Genomic DNA, 18775 nt, shown 5'->3' on the forward strand with positions numbered 1-18775 from the left:
GCATAATTTGCACAGTATCTTGGCTGCGCAGCGTAGCGGACACCAGAGTGTATGCAGCCCGCCGCGGTGCCCGCGTGAATCGTCCCGTACTATAATCTCAATAAAGTAATATTCCCTCTCTAGAGGATTACCGGCTGGATCTGTCGTCCTGCCATCACTTCATTTATTGTGTCGACAACCTGTTTTCCATCACACACGAGTGAATTCGGTTTCTTCACACAGTCATCCTGCCCAAACGGCACAAAATAAATATTTTTCATATTCATCAGCTTTCCGATATTCTTAAAGTTGATGCCGAGCGCATCATTTGTGGAAATCCCGATAACAAGCGGTCTGCCGTTTCTCAGATGAGCCTTTGCCGCGAGAAGGACCGGTGTGTCCACTATGCCGTTTGCAAGCTTTGCCGCTGTGTTGCCGGTGCATGGGTAAATCACCATCACGTCAAACAGCTTTCCCGGACCGACACGCTCTGCCTCCTGCAGCGTCCTGATGCCCTCATCCCCTGTGATTTCGGAGATAGTATGCATAAAGTCTCCCGCCTTTCCAAAGCGCGTGTTCATCATCTGTGCATTATAGGAATATACAGGTGTCACATGTGTGAAGCTATCCACAAGCCGCTTTGCAACATCCTTAGTCTTTTCAAAACTACAGAAGGAGCCTGTAATTCCCATTCCTACGGTGCAATCCGAAATAACCATAAGCCCTCCGTCATACCTTTTCTTTTCATACAGTCATAAAGTATTTTTGCACCGGTTTTCGGACAGTATATGCCCGGAAGACCGAGCGCATGCGTACAGTTTATCTGATACCTCTTACAGGCCTCAAAATCACAGCCGCCGGGCTTAGATGCAATGTCTATAATTATCGCATCTTTTTGCAAAATCATGATTAAACTTTCATCTATAACCCTATCCGGTACTGTGTTTATGAGAAACAGTGTTTCAAAACAGGCCTTGGCAGGATCATTAAAATCCACCGTTTCATATCCCAGTTCAGTGGCCTCATGCCTTGCCTGTTTTCTCCTTGCCATCACCATGACATGGGCTCCCATAGCAGAAAAAACGCGGGCAATTGCCTTTCCGCATTTTCCAAACCCGCTCACAAGTACCTTTGAGCCGTATATACCATGTATGCTTTTTTGTATTGCTATGGACGCAGTGGCCTCGGCCGTAACAATGGCATTCTGCTCTATGACAGTTTCATCTCTCATAAAGTCACAGCCCCTGTCAATGCCGGGAAAGCACTCCGGCATCATTCCGCCCCACACTGCAATATTGTTAATTATTATATTATGTTTTAATTTTTCTATATCACTATTTATAAGCTTAAGCTTTGAAAACGGTGTAGGAAACACAATATTCCCAACACGCTCATAATCAATCCCGCCGCTATTTCTGCAATCTGTCTGTTCTCCTCCCAGCATATCAGCGAGGTACTTTTGCCTCTGATCCGTAACATATATTATAGTGTCTTTTTGCATAATAACTTCTTCCTTTCGCTATAATATATGCGCATTTCCAGCTTATGTGAGGGTATTTTGTTTTCTCGCTTAAAGCTTCCTCATAAAGCTTTTTCAAAGCTTTACCTATTCAAAAAAATACAGAGCCTGGCATATATTCCGCCAAGCCCTGTATATTTTATAAATTCTACATTTAATTTTCAAATTATCCTATTCAATTCCGGTTGCAACGGATAATCTCTCTGTAGCTTATTACAGCTGTGTGACAACAAAAATATCGTAGATGGCTTTTATTGCCTTGTCAAAGTCATCATTGCTTACACCGATGATGATATTGAGCTCTGATGAACCCTGATCAATCATGCGCACATTGATATTGGCATGTGCAAGTGCAGAGAAAATCCTGCCGGCTGTACCACGGTTTGACTTCATGCCACGTCCAACAACAGCGATAAGCGCGAGGTCTGACTCGAGGTCAATGATATCAGGATGAGCAAGTCTTCTGATTGAGCTGATAACCTGCTGCTCCTTGCCCTCAAACTCTGCCTGATGTACGAATACTGTCATAGTATCGATACCTGATGGCATATGCTCTATAGAGATACCGTTCTCCTCAAACGCCTGGAGAGCCTTTCTACAGAAGCCCACCTCTGAGTTCATCTTGTCCTTGTCGATATTTACCGCAACAAAGCCCTTCTTTCCGGCGATACCTGTGATGGTATAATCAGGCTTTTGGCATGTGCTCTCAACGATGAGAGTACCAGGTGCTTCCGGGTCGTTTGTATTTCTGATATTGATTGGGATGCCTGCCTTTCTTACAGGGAAAACAGCATCCTCGTGGAGCACTGATGCTCCCATATATGAAAGCTCTCTGAGCTCTCTATAAGTAACAACCTTGATTGGCTGTGGATTGTCGATAATTCTAGGATCAGCTACGAGACAGCCTGAAACATCTGTCCAGTTCTCGTACATGCTGGCATGACATGCCTTTGACACGATGGAACCAGTGATATCCGAACCACCTCTTGAGAAGGTGACTACCTTTCCATCAGGTCCTGCTCCGTAAAAGCCCGGAATAACAGCCTTTTCTGTCTGCTCAAGCTTCTTTGAGAGCACCTTGTCTGTCTTTTCCGCGTCAAAATTGCCATTCTCATCAAAAAAGATGACTGTTGCCGAATCTATAAACTCATATCCGAGATAGTTTGCCATGATGATTCCGTTTAAGTACTCACCACGAGAGGCTGCATAATCTGCACCTGCCTTTGCCTTGAAATTCTCAGCGATAATCTTGAACTCCTCATCAAGTGCCAGCTTTAAATGAAGGCCATTTATGATTGAATCATATCTGTCCTTGATTTTTCTGAGCATAACCTTGAAATCCTGATCATTCTCAGCCAGATCATAGCATGCATAAAGCATATCTGTTACCTTTGTGTCTTTGGAATTTCTCTTTCCCGGTGCACTCGGCACAACATATTTTCTTGACTCATCGCTTCTTATGATGTCGCCAACCTTTGTGAACTGCTCTGCACTGGCGAGCGAGCTGCCGCCAAACTTTACTACCTTTACCATTTGTCTGTTTTTCCTCTGCTTCCTATATAAATAACTGTATTAGCCAATATTATACCGCTTTGATAAATCATTCGTCAATACTCAATATAATCAACATCAAGCTTCATAACATCGTGTTCTTTGTCAAATGTGATGATACCGTATGATGGCATGCAGCCCCACAGCGGTGCACCGATGCTTCCCGGATTCATCATCGCAAGACCATTGTGCTTATCATAAAACAGCTTGTGTGTATGTCCAAAGAGCGCCAGGTCTGCCCCGACTTCCTTCGCATGAAGCTCCAGATGCATATATGACATCTTTACTCCATATGTATGTCCATGGCACATGAGTACCTTATAGCCGTCGATATCAATAAGTCTCTCTGTATCTCCCCGTGAAAAATCACAGTTTCCCGGCACATTGACCATGGTTATATGAGGAAACTCTCTCCTAAGGGCATCCGCATCCACAACGCAGTCTCCCAGATGAAGTATCATATCAGGCTCCTCTCTTTTGACTGCCCGAATCATATTTCCCACATTACCATGTGAATCACTCAGTACCAAAACTCTCTTCATGCGCGTCTCTCCTATATCTTGTTTTACGTATCCATCCAGAGCCACCTTGAGAACAAGAAAATCTGCCGCTTACATGCGAGCATGACGCATCAGCTTTTTTTGTTCTCAATGGTTCTGAATAGTTACCTTTTTTATATATTATCATAAGTTTTCCGCGTGTAAAATATTTTTTTCTTTATATACGCAAAAAAGCTCCATGCCGACTTCATTGTCAGCCCGGAGCTTTTAATCTTTAATTTTAACTATGCAAGCCTCTTCCACTGCTTGCTGCACTTATAATAAGAATAGAACATACATCTTTCTGCCTGCTCGCATCTGACCGGTGCACTCTCGATATTGCACTGGCAATTTACAATAGCATCTGCTTTTCCCTTACATGAACCCTTAATCATTACATCGTCTAAAACTTCGTCTGACATTCTCTTTCTCCTCACATTTGTTTGATAGTATATTTACCTGTTACAATATTGATATATTTTATTATTTTTCTCTGTACGGGCTATGCTTTACGTACTCTTACCATCGGCTTAAATACTAACATCTTGTCCGCAACAGTTGTGATTATACTATATATTGTATTTTAAATCCATATGTCATTTCTAACAAAACAAATGATTTTTTATGTCACATTTTTCACTTGACGAATTTCATTTTCATGTTCAAGCCCAAAAATCAAGGATATCTGAGTAAAACTTCTCCAAGGTATCATCATCCGCATTAAATATCTCGTGCTTTGAATCAGGATAGACCTTCTTAATGCCCTGAGGCAGTTTCGCAATAAATTCATCCTCAGCGGCATTTGAAACCAGATAATCCTTTCCCGCCTGGCATAACAGCACCGGTATTTTAATTTCCTGTGCATGCTTCTTTATATATTTGGATGCCTTGCGCCCGGCCCTGCACCATCTGTAGGTGGCGCCATTTGTACGATAGCGTTCCTCCTCCACCTTGCACTTGTATATGTAGTCATAGCGCGCCTTTGACAGACAACAGCTCGATTCAAAATCATACTCATCCGTATACGGTGTCTGGCTCGGCAGATATTTATCGTTCCAGTTAAGCACACTTGCGACAAACAGTATCGCCTCCACGGCAAAATGTGAAAAATTGCCATAAAGCATCTCTATCATAGGGCTTGAAAGTACTGCCTTTGTAAATACCTCAGGATGCTTCTCAAGATACAGGGCAGCTATCGCGCCTCCCATAGAGTGACCGTACAAGTAAAGCGGTCTGCGCCCCTCACGCTTCATCACAATCTCGCGGATAAACATATCAAGGTCACTCACATAATCGTCAAAGCTGTTTACAGTGACCATGCTTATATCGGATACACTTCTGTCCGAAAAGCCGTGTCCTCGATGCTCCACCATATATACTGAGTATCCGGCCTTTGCGAAATAGTAAATCATCTCATAATATTTAGGCATACACTCTGTAAATCCATGTGATATGACTATGGCAGCCTTTGCTACAGGTGTCGTCACATAGCCGTAATGTATGCGTGTGCCATCTGCACTCTTCATATAGCCATCTTCAAAATTAAGCCTGATAAAAGGCAAAACATATCTTGTTAATTCCTCATTATATTTTTCTTCTGTAATAATCATAGCATTCCTCACTTTTGGTATTTGATATTTTGTAAGTAACTATATCTCAATCCGGTCAATAAGATTCAGGTCATATTTTCTGACTATATCAAGTGCCTTTTCATAGCTTTCCACATCACATATATTGTCCACTGTATGTGCATCAAGCCCAAGTATCACTTTGTTGCCGATGTCATGCGGTATACACCAGAAGCGCTCTGTCGGATAGTGCTTTCCTGCACTGATACCAAGCATGTTTATCTCAAGCGGTATGTCAAGCTCCTTAAGTGCCTTGCACATCCTCGTCATCTCCCATTCGTAGACGGAATCAAGTCCCTGATAATTTATTAAATCAGGATGTGCTAAATAGCTGTACATGCCTGTTTTCATTCCCTCTATAACAGTATCCACATACTCGCGTATACGGCTCTCATCATCTGTCGGTGTGCCTGTATACGGGCCTGTCTGCTCTGATTTCATAAAATGCTGGCCCATTATCATGTAATCACAGCCAAGCCTGTCAAACATAGCCTTCTGCTCCTTGAAAAACTCCGGTATGTACTCCGCCTCAAAGCCGACATAGAGCTTTATGTCGGATGCATACTCCTTCCCAAGCTCCCTGATGGCATACACATACTCCGGTGCCTGCTCCATCGTCATCCGGATGCCCGACACATAGCCATCCTTAAAGGGGCACGGCACATGGTCTGAAAAACCAAGCTCTGCGATACCCATTCTGATAGCCGCCTCTATATATTCGCGCTCGCTGCCATATGCATGCTGGCACCTATAGGTGTGCGTATGGTAGTTTGCCTTTAAAAATCCCGTCATTACTTAAAGCTCCAAAAATCTATCTCTTATTGCTGTTCAAACAGCTATTCAAATACTACAATTAAATCAATTTTATCACTTTTTGTACTTTATTACAATCTCATATTTTTTGGGACTTTTTTCTCTATGAAATATATATGCGTTATGTTATAATCCATTGATATATGATAGTCATAATAATTCTATCCACCACACAATCATAAATGAGGGGCAAAATACCTTTTGACCCTCATATCATTATATTTTTATATACGGAGGAAATAATGTTCAAAAAAGGAGTGGTTCCCTCCCAGGGACTGAGAATTATCATCGTCGGATGCGGCAAGGTAGGCCGTACTCTCGTTGAGCAGCTTGGCAAGGAGGGGCACGACATAACAATTATCGACAAAAACAGGGAGAGGATTTCCCAGGTATCCAATATCTATGATGTAATGGGTATTGCAGGAAACGGTGCCAGCTACAAGATACTGCAGGAAGCGGGTATTGATGATGCCGACTTAATCATCGCAGTCACAGGCTCTGATGAGCTGAATCTGCTATGCTGTACCATTGCCACACAGGTCGGCAACTGTGCTGCTATAGCCAGAGTCAGAACGCCTGAATACAGCCAGGAGGCCAAATATCTGCGCGACAAGCTTGGTCTTGCACTCATTATCAATCCTGAGCTTGAGGCAGCTATTGAGATGGCTCATATTCTTCATCTGCCGTCCAGCCTTGAGGTGACAAACTTTGCTCACGGTCAGGCACAGCTCATCAAGTATGAGATTCCCGAGGGCAGCATCCTCGACGGAACAAAGCTCATGGATCTGGGCACCAGACACCATGCCAACATACTTATCGGTGCAGTCGAGAGAGATGATGAGGTCACTATCCCATCAGGTGATTTTGTGCTCCGCAAGGGAGACAAACTGTCATTTGTCGGCGAACGCAGACATACAAAGGAATTTTTCAGCCACATCGGAGTCAATACACACAGCGTAAAAAATACACTGATTATCGGAGGCGGCAAAGCCGCATATTACCTGGCAAAGCAGCTCATATCACGTGGCATAAAGGTCAAAATAATCGAAAATAGCTTCGAGCGCTGTGAAGAACTTTCCATACTGCTTCCGGATGCTGTCATCATAAACGGTGACGGAACAGAACAGGCACTCTTAAAGGAAGAGGGCATAGAGACCTGCCAGTCATTTGTACCTCTTACCGGTATAGACGAGGAAAACATCATGCTTACGCTCTATGCGAAGCAGGTTTCCAATGCAAAGGTCATAACAAAGCTTAATCGTATAACTTTTACCAATGTCATAAACAGCCTAGACCTTGGCAGTGTAATCTCACCAAAATACATCACCTCAGAAGCCATAATTGCCTATGTCCGTGCAAAGAAAAACTCTATGAACTGCAATATAGAGACTCTCTACCACATGTACGACTCAAGAGTTGAAGCAATTGAGTTCTTTGTATCAGAAAACTCAAATGTGACAGACATACCGCTTCGAGACCTAAAGCTCAAAAAGCATCTGCTCATCTGCTTCATCAACCGAAACGGCAAAATTATTATTCCTACAGGTAATGACTGCATACAAAAAAATGATACTGTCATGATTATAACAACCAATACCGGCTTTACGAATCTTCAGGATATTATGGAATAGTGGGGGAATGATATGAACACTTCAGTAATTCGATATCTTTTGGGATATATTTTAAAGCTTGAAGGCTTTTTGCTGCTTCTGCCATGTATTGTTGCCGGTATTTATTATGAAAAAAGCGGCATCTACTTTTTGATTGTTGCACTCATAAGCATAGCTATCGGTTTTATTTTTTCGGCTAAAAAACCGAGGGATTTTACCTTTTACCTGAAGGAGGGCTGTGCAACAACCGCACTGGGCTGGGTCGTACTGAGTATATTCGGCTGTCTGCCGTTTTACATATCAGGAGAGATTCCAAGCTTCACAGATGCTCTTTTTGAGACCATCTCCGGCTTCACCACGACAGGAGCGAGCATCCTGCCTGAGGTAGAATCACTCTCATATTGCATGAATTTCTGGCGCTGCTTTACTCACTGGATTGGCGGTATGGGTGTGCTTGTTTTTCTTCTGGCAATCATCCCGCTTTCAGGCGGCAGCAATATCAACCTGATGCGCGCAGAAAGCCCCGGGCCTTCAGTTGGAAAGCTCGTTCCAAAGATGAAGCATACCGCCAGGCTTTTATACATAATATACTTTGGTCTTACGACTATGGAGATTATTTTCCTGCTTTTCGGGAAAATGCCTCTGTACGATGCCATCTGTACCTCTCTTGGCACAGCCGGAACAGGAGGCTTTGGTATCAAAAACGACAGCTTTTGCGGCTACAATGTTTATCTGCAGTGGGTTGTTACCATATTTATGATACTTTTCGGTGTCAATTTCAACGCTTACTACCTGCTTTTCTTCGGTCACATCCGTGACGCACTTAAGGTGGAAGAGGTCAGATACTATTTCGGCATCATAATAGCCTCCGTTGTAGTCATAAGCGTGAATATCGCGCATATGTGTACCGGTGTGTTTGACGCAGTCACAAAGGCAGCGTTTCAGGTTGGCTCAATCATCACGACAACCGGATTTTCCAGCACCGATTTCGACAGATGGCCTGAGCTTTCAAAGACACTGCTTGTGCTTTTGATGTTCATTGGTGCATGTGCCGGAAGCACCGGCGGCGGTATCAAGGTATCTCGTATTGTCATCGCTGTAAAGACAATACTTAAGGAGTTAAATGGCTACATTCACCCAAAGAGTGTGAAAAAGCTCACATTTGAGCACAAGCCTGTAGACCATGATGTTATCAGGTCAATAAATGTTTATTTCATGACGTATGCCGTCATTTTTGTTGTTTCAATGCTGCTTGTTTCCGTTGAAAACTATGATTTCACTACCAATTTCACGGCTGTCGCAGCTACATTTAACAATATCGGACCGGGTCTTTCTCTGGTCGGTCCGACATGCAATTTCGGCTTTTTTAATAATTTCTCCAAATATATACTGATGTTTGACATGCTTGCCGGAAGACTCGAGCTGTTTCCACTGCTCATCCTCTTCCATCCGTCAATCTGGAAGGAATTATTTATTCAAGCAGATAAAAAAGTAAAAGGGAATAGAAAGGAGAAACAAAATGTTCGCATGTAAAAATTGCGGTGGAAATGTGAAGTTTGACATCAAATCAGGCCAGTTAGCCTGTGAATACTGTCATTCACTTTTCGACCCTTACGCGTACGAGGACAAAACCTCTGACGCCGAGGTCCAGAAGGACTTCGACGCAACCATTTTCACATGCCCTCAGTGCGGAGGAGAAATCCTGAGCACAGACGATACCGCAGCAGGCTTCTGCAGCTTCTGCGGTGCATCAACTGTGCTCTACAGCCGCATGCAAAAGGAGCACAAGCCGGCTTATATCATACCATTTGCAAAGAGCAAGGATGACTGTAAGCAGGCCTACATGAGCCTCATGAAAAAGGCTATTTTCGCGCCAAAGGAGCTTAAGGATCCTAAGTTTATCGACGGATTCAGAGGTATCTACATGCCTTACTGGACATATTATGTAACCCAGAAGGCTCCTATTTCACTTCCGGCGAAAAGATCCCACCGTTCAGGAGATTACATCATTACAGACCATTACAGGCTCGAGGGAGATCTCGACGCCTACTACAAGGGACTGTCCTACGATGCATCTTCATCATTTGATGACAGCATCAGCGAAAAACTTGCGCCATATGATGTGAAGAATATGAAGCGCTTTACACCGGCATTCTTAAGTGGTTTTTACGCTGATACAGCTGATTTACCATCAACTATTTACGCAAGTGACGCAATGGATGCTGCCTGCACAAACACAGTAAGCGAAATAAGTAAAGAGCCTGCCTTTACCGGCTTGTCAGTCGACAGTGACTCCGCTGCTCTTTCGCCTTTAAGTCTTGGCACTACTGTAAAAGAAACCGATTACTCGATGTTTCCGGTATGGTTTTTGTCATACCGCAATAAGGATCGTGTGGCATATGCCACAGTAAACGGCCAGACCGGCAAGGTTGTTGCAGATCTGCCTATATCTGTCGGTAAATTCCTGCTCGGCTCACTCATTGCGGCAATTCCGGTATACATTTTATTATGTCTGCTGACGGTTCTAACTCCCGGAATGACTCTCACCATAGTCGGTGTGCTTGCGATTATCGCAAATATCTGTTACTCACAGGAGCTGACCATGATTGCTGTAAAGGAAGCCGGTACCGAGGATAAGGGCCGTATCGCAAAGGAACAGCCGGAGGCACTTGGTGCAATCAACAACCGCAGACGCCTTAAGGCTGCAAAAAAGGCCACGAAAACCATAAAGAAAAAGACAAACACATCGTTTATAGCTTACTTTATACTTTTTATATTTGTCATTCAATTTGTTCCTGCTCTGTTTGCAATCATTGCAGGTATCGGAGGCAGCTTTGGCAATGCAGACGGCAGCCTGATTTTATTTGTTATTTTGACCATCATATCATTTATTTTTTCAATCAGAGCCTTCTCAAGCTTTGACAGGATGCCCGGACACAAGGGAGTTGCCGGACTCATCTTTGGCATGGTATCCATGCTTATTGGCGATGCTGTTCTTTTGTTCCAGCCGGTGCTCGATGCATGGTACTATGGCGCAGCTTTTATCATCATCGCCTCAGTGCTTATCACACTGATTAATGTCATCCGCGCATTCAATGTGCTTACAACGCGCAAGCTGCCACAGTTTGCCACACATAAGGGAGGTGATGACCGTGCATAGAAATAATTATAAAAGTCCTTTTTTGCATTGTATAAAATGCAGGTGTTCAGCTTTGTTTACATTATTTTTGCTTGTTACAATCCTTGTTTTGAGCAGCTCATCAAATGTATATGCCACTGAGACAGCCACAAATTACAATCTAAGCGGCACAAACAAGTCTACCGGCTACGAGTACATCCTTGAGGACTCTGCCAATTTCATTGACGATGCCGTAAAAGGCAAGCTCATCTCACAGATGAAAAAGGCAACCGAATACTGCAACATAGCTGTTGTCACCACTACCTCACATCCTTACGGAAGCACTGAAAGCTATGCAGTCAATACCTTTGAAGGCTATTTCGGAACCGGTGCAAACGGTGTCATTTTTGTAATAGACAGAGATTTAAACGAGATTTATCTGGCTTGTGAGGGAAGCGCGCAGAGAACCATTCCAAACTCAAAATGTAACTCCATCTGTGACAACACTTATATATATGCCACCTCAAGTCATGATTACGACTATTTCACCTGCTGTATGGAAACAATAGACCAGGTCAACACAGTCCTTGCAGGCGGACATATATCACAGCCTCTCAGATACATTTCCAGTATCTTTATCGCTCTCGCTGCCGGCATGATTTTTTGCTTTGTATATGCATTATCCCTGTCAAAGGGCCGCAAGGCTAAGAGCAACGAGCTCATGGGTGCAGCATTTACAAAGGTAGAGATTCAAAATGCACGCGCACGCTTTATGAACCAGACAAGACACTACAGTCCACAAAGCTCAGGCTCAAGTGGCGGTCACAGCGGTGGTGGAGGTCATAGTGGCGGCAGTCACAGTGGTGGCGGTCACAGTGGTGGCGGTCACCACATCTAACCTCTGATTTTGATAAATACAATACCATCATCAGCCCCGGCAAATGCCGGGGTTGTTTTATTACAAAAAAACACTAAAAAAATCTCAATTTGTGATTGTTTTTAGTACAAATATACTATATAATATTCGTAGTATTTTGAATTGTTTTTAGAGTAGACTTATTTAGTTTTGGTGCAAAAATGATTAAACGCAGATATATGAGAACACGACAATTGAAACCCGGCATGATTATTGATCAGGTCATCAAGGATCCTACCGGCCGTAACCTGGTGGTACAGGGCTCAGCTATCGATGATTATATCATCTCTTCGCTGCTTAAGCTCGGTATAATGTCAGTATACATCCGCGAGGGAAATGCTGATCCTGACGATCCGGATGCCATACTGTCTCCAAAGGCTGCCGCCATGGTCAAACAGCTGCGTACGGACGACCGTTCCAAAGTCACCTTAAGCGACAGTGTCAGGCAACGTGTATCAACCGGTGTCCAGTACATCTTCAACAACACTAACTCCGAGGAGCTAACACAGGCAACAAACCAGATTGCAGACTCGCTCATGGAGGCCATCAATGAAAACGATGCCATAGCTGTCGATATCAGTTCCCTCAAAACAAGCGATGAGTACACCTTCAAGCACAGTGTGGATGTGGCTACTATTTCAATGATTCTTGCCAAGCAGATGAAGCTGCCTGACAACGAAATCCACGACATAGGTGTATCCGGCCTGCTGCACGATATAGGCAAGACAATGATCCCCAATGAAATTCTAAACAAGCCTGGCAGGCTCACGGATGATGAGTTTAATATCATGAAAAAACATTCCGTGTACGGCTACAATATGCTAAAAGACCGAAAGGATTTAAACAACTCTATACTGATGGGAGTGCTGCAGCACCACGAACGCATTGACGGAACCGGATATCCACTCGGCTTTGATGCACCAAAAATCTGTCAGTTTGCAAAGATTTTGTCTGTCGCAGATGTCTATGATGCGCTTGTCACAAAGCGTCCGTACAAGGATGCCTTATCACAGCGTGATGCAGTTGAGATGCTTATGTCCATGACAAACCAGCTTGATATAGGTGTCATGCGTGCTTTCATGAGCAGTATGATTCTATATCCTGTTGATTCAATTGTACAGCTTAGCAATGGTGAAAAGGCAAGAGTTGTAAAAAACAGTGAGTACTACATTCTCCGACCAACTGTTGTCGGTGTCGATTCCGGCAGAGTATACAATCTGGGCAATGATTTGAAGTGCGCAAGTATTATTATACTTTAGACATAATGATTTGAGCCACCTTAAGAATAAAAAAGCTGATGCGTCATGCTTACATGCAGGCATCAGCTTTTTGTTCTAAGTGGTTTTATAGTTATTAATTGCTTGCAAAAATAAAAAGCCCTCAGCACTGTGTACTGAGAGCTTTTTGTTTTAGCAGTCCGTACGGGAATCGAACCCGTGTTTCCGCCGTGAGAGGGCGGCGTCTTAACCGCTTGACCAACGAACCGTATATTATAATACCATGGTCAATCGGATAATGCAAGCTTTTTTTGAAATTTTTTTAAAAAATTTTTATTTGTTATTTATCTGCCTTTTTCCTTCTTTACTTTCTTTATACGTTCTCTTTTAAAGCGTTCCTTCAGACTCTCTGTAAATGTCTCGAGATACCTGTTCTCCACCTTTGGATTTCTGAAGCCCTGTGCTCGGTTAAGCGCAGATTTCTTTAAAGCACCCATTGAATCGATGACGCGGTCTGCACTGGCTCTGATACGTTTTCTCTTTCTGCGCTCCTCGACTGCCTCCGCAAGCTCCTGTGACCTCTCCTGCGACCTTTCATCTGCCGCCTTCTTACGCTCTTTAACCTCTTCCACAACCTCATCCATATAGGTGTTGAAATTGTTCTGCAGATTGACTATTGTCCTACTGAAATCTGTAAGCGCTGACACGGTGATTGCAGTGTCTACAGCTAAAAAGCCCATAAGAAGCAGTGAGAAAAACTCATACCATATAGGTGACATCCAGCCTGTGATGAACTTCGTAAATGGTGCAATGAAATATACCACTATAAGTCCTGCCACCCCAAAGCCTACAGAATATGGAAAACACACCCTGCCGTTTATATTAAGCGGCATGCTGCTGTAATCCCACCAGTATGCGTGAAACAGCTTCTCAAGCGCCCACGATGTGCCATATTCTAAGACAATGCTTCCCAAAAATGCCACAAGAAATATCTGCCACCATGTAAATGTCGCATCCGTGTGAGCCGAAATGAAATCTGCTATCGCAGTGATCGCGACACCTCCGGCTCCGTAAATAGGACAAAGCGGACCATAGAGAAAGCCTCTGTTTTCCCATTTTTTTGCTCTGATGGTACAGTAGATGCTCTCATATATCCAGCCCATACAGCTAAATATAATAAAATACACAAAATATCTTGATAACCACATATATAATCCTTTCTCCCCGGATAATTTATGATATACAGCAATTGTCATTGATTCCCTTATGTCTGCAAATTAAAAATCACTCTCCGGATACATCTCATCTAAGTATATATCATACCATTTTGTACACTCATTTGTCCATGAGTCAGCAACTTTTTCATATTGCAGTCGCAGCTTATCGACATTTTCTTCGTTAAGCTCGCTTTCTGCTTCACATAGCTCTTCATAAACCTTTTCTGCTTCTTCAGCCGCCTTCGCCACCGGCTCCGCTGCAAGTGCAAGCTTCCACTCTAAGTACGCCTCTTCTGTTGAAAGCTGTCTGGTCTCATGTCGCTCCCTCTTTGGGACAGCCGCAAGTGCCTCGACCATCGCAGCATCCTTTGCCTGCATGAGTGCCGGCAGATTGCCATCCTTTGATGCCTTAAGCCTTGAAATATAATGGTCATAGCCAAACGGATAGTACATCACCTTGTCATTTTCAAAGACCAATATGGCATCGGCCACCTGCTTTATGAAATACCTGTCATGCGATACAAAGAGCATGGTGCCGGTATATGCCTTAAATGCCGATTCTAGTGTCTCCTTCGCCGGAATATCCATGTGATTGGTCGGCTCATCGAGTATCATTAAGTTCGGACGGCCTGTCAGAAGCTCTGCGAGCACAAGCCTGGACTTCTCACCGCCTGAGAGCGAGCTGATACGCTTTGAGGCATTTGCCCCTCCAAACAGATACATGCCAAGCGTCTTTCTTAATTCCTTCTCCACAAGTGCCGGAAAAAGCTCGTGAAAATGGTCTCGCACAGTCTTTTCGCTGTCGATAAGTGCCGACTGCTGGTCAAAATAGCCCACCAGCAGATTGCTGCCAAGCTGGCTTGTGCCCTTTATTGGTGGAATAAGCCCTGCCACAGTCTTTAGAAATGTTGATTTTCCTATGCCGTTGTCACCGATTACGGCAATCTTCTGACCACGCCTTATACGAAGCGACAGCTCAAGCAGTGCCCTGCCGTCGTAGCCAATTTTTAATTTCTTCGCCTCGTAAACCCATTTACCGCCCGGAAACTGTGGCTCGATATTGCCTGTAAAAATATGAGCTTCGTCTTCAACCGGCTTTTCTATCAGCTTCATGCGTGCCAGCATGGTCTTTCTAGAGCGTGCAAACGCAGCTTTTTTCGGCTTATGCTTGAATTTGTCGATAAGCTCATTATTGTGCGCAATCTCCGCCTGCTGGCGCTCGTAGGCTTTGCGCTGTATCTGCAGATTTTTAAGCTTCTGCTGCCTGTACTGAGTGTAGTTGCCGGCATATCTGTGCAGACTGCCATTTTCAAGCTCATAAACACCAGTCGCAACTGCATCAAGAAACGCCCTGTCATGGGACACAATGACAACAGCCTTTGGATAGTTTATCAGATAATCCTCCAGCCACTCGACAGTTTTCATATCAAGATGATTCGTCGGCTCATCAAGAAGCAGCAAATCCGGCTTTTCAAGCAGCAGCTTTATAAGTGAAATCTTGGTCTGTTCACCTCCAGAAAAACTGCCGAGTGTACGGCTTTTTTCTTCTTTTTCAAAGCCAAAGCCTGTAAACAGCCTGTCGTACTCCATCTCGTAGTCAAACCGCTCTTTGGAATATGTATCCCTGTCCGGACAGCTCTCAAGAAGTATTTCCTCGATTGTCTTGTCCTGATTGGAGGAATCAACCTGACGGAGCATTCCGATTGTGATATTTCGCGAGGTTACGATTCCAAGACTATTTTTGCAGGCAGTCTCTTTGCCATGTGCTCCTGACGACATACCGCGACGGTCATCGCGGTCAAGCTGCAGCTCCCCCGCAAGAAGCCGAAGCAATGTGGTCTTTCCTGCTCCGTTTTTGCCGACAACAGCTATTTTTTCTTTTTCCTTTATATAAAAATCAACATGGGACAGAATCGTCTGACCACCTACCGAAACTGTCCCATCCTTAATCTGGTATAACATATCTAATTAATATCCTTCAAGCTGTCCAAAAGTTCGAGATCCGACTGTAAAACCCTGATATTGGACGTAACCGGCTCCTGACCCGGCTTTGTAACTGTGATTTCAATAACAGAGTCTGCCGGAATGCCGCTGCCGAATGCATACTGTAAAAAGGATACAAACTTTGGGTGGTTTGCTGTAAATGTATTTTTTGCTTTCATCATTTTCATTATGCTTGCTGGGTTCATGTATTTTCTCCAATCTTATCTATATGATATCTCTTTTGACGCACATATCTTTACGTTCGTTATATTATACCATGAGCCAATTCTATAATCTATCATTTTAGAATTATTTAATTTCTTACGATTCCTCACAATAATTAAAGCGTACACTATATCATATAGCATACGCTCTATTATTTAATCACTTACGTTATGTATTATAATCTCACAACCACTATTCTTTATCTTTAATGTATTTAATTATTATAGATGCTATAGTTGATATTATCATAAATCCAGTAGCCATCTCTATACTATACTTATATGATATTACTAATGTTATTGAATCAAGAATTAAAATAATAATGGATCTAACAGCCCTTCCTCTATGATATTCTTTAATCGCATTTTTATCATCTACGTTATACTCATAAAAATATCTATTTATGGATATTCCTATAATATTGATTCTAAAACCATGTAATATCACTTTAGTTATGCAAAAAATCCATAATAATACAAAAAACTGCTGAAGTGTTATAACTATCATTACTATCTACTTCCCATCTCTGCTACCTGTGCATTCAATACAATCATGCTCGGACTATCTCCTCTATTAGATTTATAAGATGCATTATTTATACTATATGACATTCTACCAGTAATTTTGTCATAAGTAATAGTATATCTTTTAGTAATATATGCATCGGTAAATATATTTTTACCGTTAATTACCGGCGCATATCTAACCTTTTGTGTAGAAAAACATACTTCCCCAGTTATCATATCTACAATAGCCCCTTCTACAATTACAGTTCCAAAGGCTTTTACAAATCGATAATAAATATTTTCTCATAAGTCCATCCTTCCTTTCACATGCGCTTTCAGATTATAATACATACTAAGTATAATATAATTGTGTAAAACCTAAATTAATTTCCCTACAAGAATATGTAAATTATAGATATTTTCTGTGTATCTGTCACGATTAATGTCTAAGTCGATTTAATCATCAATCATACACCGCTCTGCCATTCAACAGCCTTTAATTATTATAATGCTCTGCCTGCGCTCAAACGACATCTTATTGAAATTACCTACAATATCATTTATATGCACTGCATCGTTATTGTACTGTTCTCCTGCTTTGACAAAATTATCATAATCCGGCAGGATATTTGACTGGATATATTCTGCAAGTTCTGCTGCATTCTTTTGCTGATATACTGCATAGGTGCCACAATATTTCCTAAATAAAAAATATGCTGTACCTCATATTTCAATATACTAAAAAACAGATGACCCACATAACATATATGTAAGCCATCTGCTCTGATGCTAAAACTAATTAAATTGTTTACTCCTTCACGCCTCCAAGTGTGACACCGGCAATAATATATTTTGATAAGAGGAGATATACAACAATAATAGGCACGATAGCTACTGTTATCATCATATATATTTTTCCCATATCGAAATTCATATAGTCCGCTCCTCGAAGTGTGGCAATCAAAATTGGTACTGTCATCTTGTTCTTTGACTGGATGATCAGGGCCGGTGTGAAGTAGTTGTTCCATGAACCTACAAATGTGAAAATTGCCTGTACTGCAATTGCAGGTTTCATGATCGGCAATACTATATGGTTGAAATTGTAAAAATATCAGATTCATGTCATAATAATAGAAAGATGACATAAATCTAATATTTTATTACAAAGGAGAACCTTTATGGCACTTTCAAAAGAATGGTATGACGCAGAATTTGTTGACAGCGAGAGCGAATCACTGCATCGTGCTCCAAGTATTGAATATAGTTTTTATAACGCAGTCAAAACCGGGGATATGGAATATGTAATAAAAAACTGCAAAGAAGATGCATTTATACACCTTGACGGAACAGGTGTATTGTCCAGAAATACTTTACAGAATATCAAATATCACTTTGTTGTCACAACCGCCATGATCACAAGATACTGTATTGATGGAGGACTCGAGCCTGAGCAGGCATACCGTCTGAGTGACTTCTATATACTTAAGATGGACAGCTGCTCCACCGTACGCCAGGTTGCTGACCTGCATCACGAGATGGCAAAGGATTTCACAGGTAAGATGGTGCTGCAGAAGAAATCGTCTATCCTCTCAAAGCCTGTTACCCAGTGTGTTGACTATATATACAGCAACATAAAAGAGCGTATCACAATAGCTGATCTGGCTGCATACACAGGGCTTTCCGAGAGCTATCTTTCAAGGGTATTCAAGCAGAATCTCGGTGTTTCGATAAGTGATTATATAAGGGAAAAGAAAATAGAAAAAGCGACTCACCTGCTCAAATACTCAGATAAGCCGATTATAGATATAGCCAACTACCTGTCATTTTCATCACAGAGCCACTTTATCCAGATATTCGAGGGTTTTACGGGGCTTACACCAAAGAAATATCGTGACAGGTACTACAAATCCATGTGGTAGCCTGATGCCAAAAGCCTTGTACTACGCACAAAAAA

At 42.5% G+C, this 18775-nt stretch carries 18 protein-coding genes, 1 tRNA gene and 1 pseudogene; 6 read left to right on the forward strand and 14 right to left on the reverse strand.

All coding sequences use genetic code 11. The features are described 5' to 3' along the window. Window positions 1-119: 119 nt before the first annotated feature. From EUBREC_RS12540 to EUBREC_RS12565, 7 genes are all read right to left on the reverse strand, one after another. Window positions 120-698 (reverse strand): dipicolinate synthase subunit B, encoded by a 579-nt coding sequence (locus EUBREC_RS12540; RefSeq protein WP_015568308.1) that lies wholly within the window; start codon window positions 696-698, stop codon window positions 120-122. Then, window positions 674-1480: an NAD(P)-dependent oxidoreductase gene (locus EUBREC_RS12545; RefSeq protein ID WP_012743552.1), complete on the reverse strand. Its 807-nt coding sequence runs from the start codon at window positions 1478-1480 to the stop codon at window positions 674-676. Before EUBREC_RS12545 ends, EUBREC_RS12540 begins: the two co-directional genes overlap by 25 nt. A gap of 231 nt (window positions 1481-1711) precedes the next feature. Next, window positions 1712-3031 (reverse strand): aspartate kinase, encoded by a 1320-nt coding sequence (locus EUBREC_RS12550; protein ID WP_012743554.1) that lies wholly within the window; start codon window positions 3029-3031, stop codon window positions 1712-1714. Between the two features lie 74 nt (window positions 3032-3105). Beyond that, window positions 3106-3591 carry a metallophosphoesterase family protein gene (locus EUBREC_RS12555; RefSeq protein ID WP_041254204.1) on the reverse strand — a complete coding sequence of 162 codons (486 nt, stop codon included), beginning with the start codon at window positions 3589-3591 and terminating at the stop codon, window positions 3106-3108. Between the two features lie 242 nt (window positions 3592-3833). Beyond that, complete coding sequence (locus EUBREC_RS17780) at window positions 3834-4010, reverse strand: hypothetical protein (RefSeq protein ID WP_012743557.1); 177 nt, start codon at window positions 4008-4010, stop codon at window positions 3834-3836. A gap of 240 nt (window positions 4011-4250) precedes the next feature. Continuing rightward, complete coding sequence (locus EUBREC_RS12560; RefSeq protein WP_012743558.1) at window positions 4251-5198, reverse strand: alpha/beta fold hydrolase; 948 nt, start codon at window positions 5196-5198, stop codon at window positions 4251-4253. Window positions 5199-5237: 39 nt separating this feature from the next. Next, window positions 5238-6008 carry a histidinol-phosphatase gene (locus EUBREC_RS12565; RefSeq protein WP_012743559.1) on the reverse strand — a complete coding sequence of 257 codons (771 nt, stop codon included), beginning with the start codon at window positions 6006-6008 and terminating at the stop codon, window positions 5238-5240. A 263-nt stretch (window positions 6009-6271) separates the two neighbouring features. On the opposite strand from EUBREC_RS12565, the gene trkA reads away from it, so the two are divergent. From trkA to EUBREC_RS12590, 5 genes are all read left to right on the forward strand, one after another. Then, the gene (gene trkA / locus EUBREC_RS12570) at window positions 6272-7660 is read left to right on the forward strand and encodes a Trk system potassium transporter TrkA (RefSeq protein WP_015568312.1); all 1389 of its coding nucleotides are present in this window, start codon (window positions 6272-6274) and stop codon (window positions 7658-7660) included. A gap of 12 nt (window positions 7661-7672) precedes the next feature. After that, window positions 7673-9172, forward strand: coding sequence for a TrkH family potassium uptake protein (locus EUBREC_RS12575; protein WP_012743561.1), 1500 nt, complete (start codon window positions 7673-7675; stop codon window positions 9170-9172). Continuing rightward, complete coding sequence (locus EUBREC_RS12580; RefSeq protein WP_012743562.1) at window positions 9159-10799, forward strand: hypothetical protein; 1641 nt, start codon at window positions 9159-9161, stop codon at window positions 10797-10799. Before EUBREC_RS12575 ends, EUBREC_RS12580 begins: the two co-directional genes overlap by 14 nt. Window positions 10800-10851: 52 nt before the next feature. Beyond that, window positions 10852-11655, forward strand: a complete 804-nt coding sequence (locus EUBREC_RS12585; protein ID WP_306718520.1) for a TPM domain-containing protein — start codon at window positions 10852-10854, stop codon at window positions 11653-11655. Between the two features lie 179 nt (window positions 11656-11834). Beyond that, entirely contained in the window at window positions 11835-12932 is a 1098-nt protein-coding gene (locus EUBREC_RS12590; protein ID WP_012743564.1) for an HD-GYP domain-containing protein, read from the forward strand. A gap of 154 nt (window positions 12933-13086) precedes the next feature. On the opposite strand, the gene EUBREC_RS12595 is transcribed toward EUBREC_RS12590, so the two are convergent. From EUBREC_RS12595 to EUBREC_RS12630, 7 genes and pseudogenes are all read right to left on the reverse strand, one after another. Beyond that, a tRNA-Glu gene (locus tag EUBREC_RS12595) sits at window positions 13087-13158 on the reverse strand. A gap of 76 nt (window positions 13159-13234) precedes the next feature. Continuing rightward, window positions 13235-14098, reverse strand: a complete 864-nt coding sequence (locus EUBREC_RS12600; RefSeq protein WP_041254657.1) for a putative ABC transporter permease — start codon at window positions 14096-14098, stop codon at window positions 13235-13237. A 69-nt stretch (window positions 14099-14167) separates the two neighbouring features. Next, complete coding sequence (gene abc-f / locus EUBREC_RS12605; RefSeq protein ID WP_012743566.1) at window positions 14168-16069, reverse strand: ribosomal protection-like ABC-F family protein; 1902 nt, start codon at window positions 16067-16069, stop codon at window positions 14168-14170. A 2-nt stretch (window positions 16070-16071) separates the two neighbouring features. Further along, complete coding sequence (locus tag EUBREC_RS12610) at window positions 16072-16296, reverse strand: hypothetical protein (RefSeq protein WP_012743567.1); 225 nt, start codon at window positions 16294-16296, stop codon at window positions 16072-16074. A 211-nt stretch (window positions 16297-16507) separates the two neighbouring features. Continuing rightward, a complete protein-coding gene (locus EUBREC_RS12615; protein ID WP_012743568.1) occupies window positions 16508-16822 on the reverse strand; it encodes a hypothetical protein in 315 nt (104 codons plus the stop codon). Window positions 16823-16824: 2 nt separating this feature from the next. Continuing rightward, window positions 16825-17058, reverse strand: a complete 234-nt coding sequence (locus tag EUBREC_RS12620; protein WP_012743569.1) for a hypothetical protein — start codon at window positions 17056-17058, stop codon at window positions 16825-16827. A 571-nt stretch (window positions 17059-17629) separates the two neighbouring features. Then, window positions 17630-17929 (reverse strand): annotated as a pseudogene (locus EUBREC_RS12630) (carbohydrate ABC transporter permease); the annotation flags it as partial. Between the two features lie 70 nt (window positions 17930-17999). On the opposite strand from EUBREC_RS12630, the gene EUBREC_RS12635 reads away from it, so the two are divergent. Continuing rightward, window positions 18000-18740, forward strand: a complete 741-nt coding sequence (locus EUBREC_RS12635) for an AraC family transcriptional regulator (RefSeq protein ID WP_012743572.1) — start codon at window positions 18000-18002, stop codon at window positions 18738-18740. Window positions 18741-18775 lie beyond the last annotated feature (35 nt).

Origin of the sequence: Agathobacter rectalis ATCC 33656 (assembly GCF_000020605.1) — a bacterium.
GTDB classification, from domain to species: Bacteria; Bacillota; Clostridia; order Lachnospirales; family Lachnospiraceae; genus Roseburia; species Roseburia rectalis.

Coding starts and splice junctions, on each gene's coding strand:
- EUBREC_RS12540 (WP_015568308.1), bottom strand. CDS start 698: ATGGTTATTTCGGATTGCACCGTAGGAATGGGAATTACAGGCTCCTTC.
- EUBREC_RS12545 (WP_012743552.1), bottom strand. CDS start 1,480: ATGCAAAAAGACACTATAATATATGTTACGGATCAGAGGCAAAAGTAC.
- EUBREC_RS12550 (WP_012743554.1), bottom strand. CDS start 3,031: ATGGTAAAGGTAGTAAAGTTTGGCGGCAGCTCGCTCGCCAGTGCAGAG.
- EUBREC_RS12555 (WP_041254204.1), bottom strand. CDS start 3,591: ATGAAGAGAGTTTTGGTACTGAGTGATTCACATGGTAATGTGGGAAAT.
- EUBREC_RS17780 (WP_012743557.1), bottom strand. CDS start 4,010: ATGTCAGACGAAGTTTTAGACGATGTAATGATTAAGGGTTCATGTAAG.
- EUBREC_RS12560 (WP_012743558.1), bottom strand. CDS start 5,198: ATGATTATTACAGAAGAAAAATATAATGAGGAATTAACAAGATATGTT.
- EUBREC_RS12565 (WP_012743559.1), bottom strand. CDS start 6,008: ATGACGGGATTTTTAAAGGCAAACTACCATACGCACACCTATAGGTGC.
- trkA (WP_015568312.1), top strand. CDS start 6,272: ATGTTCAAAAAAGGAGTGGTTCCCTCCCAGGGACTGAGAATTATCATC.
- EUBREC_RS12575 (WP_012743561.1), top strand. CDS start 7,673: ATGAACACTTCAGTAATTCGATATCTTTTGGGATATATTTTAAAGCTT.
- EUBREC_RS12580 (WP_012743562.1), top strand. CDS start 9,159: ATGTTCGCATGTAAAAATTGCGGTGGAAATGTGAAGTTTGACATCAAA.
- EUBREC_RS12590 (WP_012743564.1), top strand. CDS start 11,835: ATGATTAAACGCAGATATATGAGAACACGACAATTGAAACCCGGCATG.
- EUBREC_RS12600 (WP_041254657.1), bottom strand. CDS start 14,098: ATGTGGTTATCAAGATATTTTGTGTATTTTATTATATTTAGCTGTATG.
- abc-f (WP_012743566.1), bottom strand. CDS start 16,069: ATGTTATACCAGATTAAGGATGGGACAGTTTCGGTAGGTGGTCAGACG.
- EUBREC_RS12610 (WP_012743567.1), bottom strand. CDS start 16,296: ATGAACCCAGCAAGCATAATGAAAATGATGAAAGCAAAAAATACATTT.
- EUBREC_RS12615 (WP_012743568.1), bottom strand. CDS start 16,822: ATGATAGTTATAACACTTCAGCAGTTTTTTGTATTATTATGGATTTTT.
- EUBREC_RS12620 (WP_012743569.1), bottom strand. CDS start 17,058: ATGATAACTGGGGAAGTATGTTTTTCTACACAAAAGGTTAGATATGCG.
- EUBREC_RS12635 (WP_012743572.1), top strand. CDS start 18,000: ATGGCACTTTCAAAAGAATGGTATGACGCAGAATTTGTTGACAGCGAG.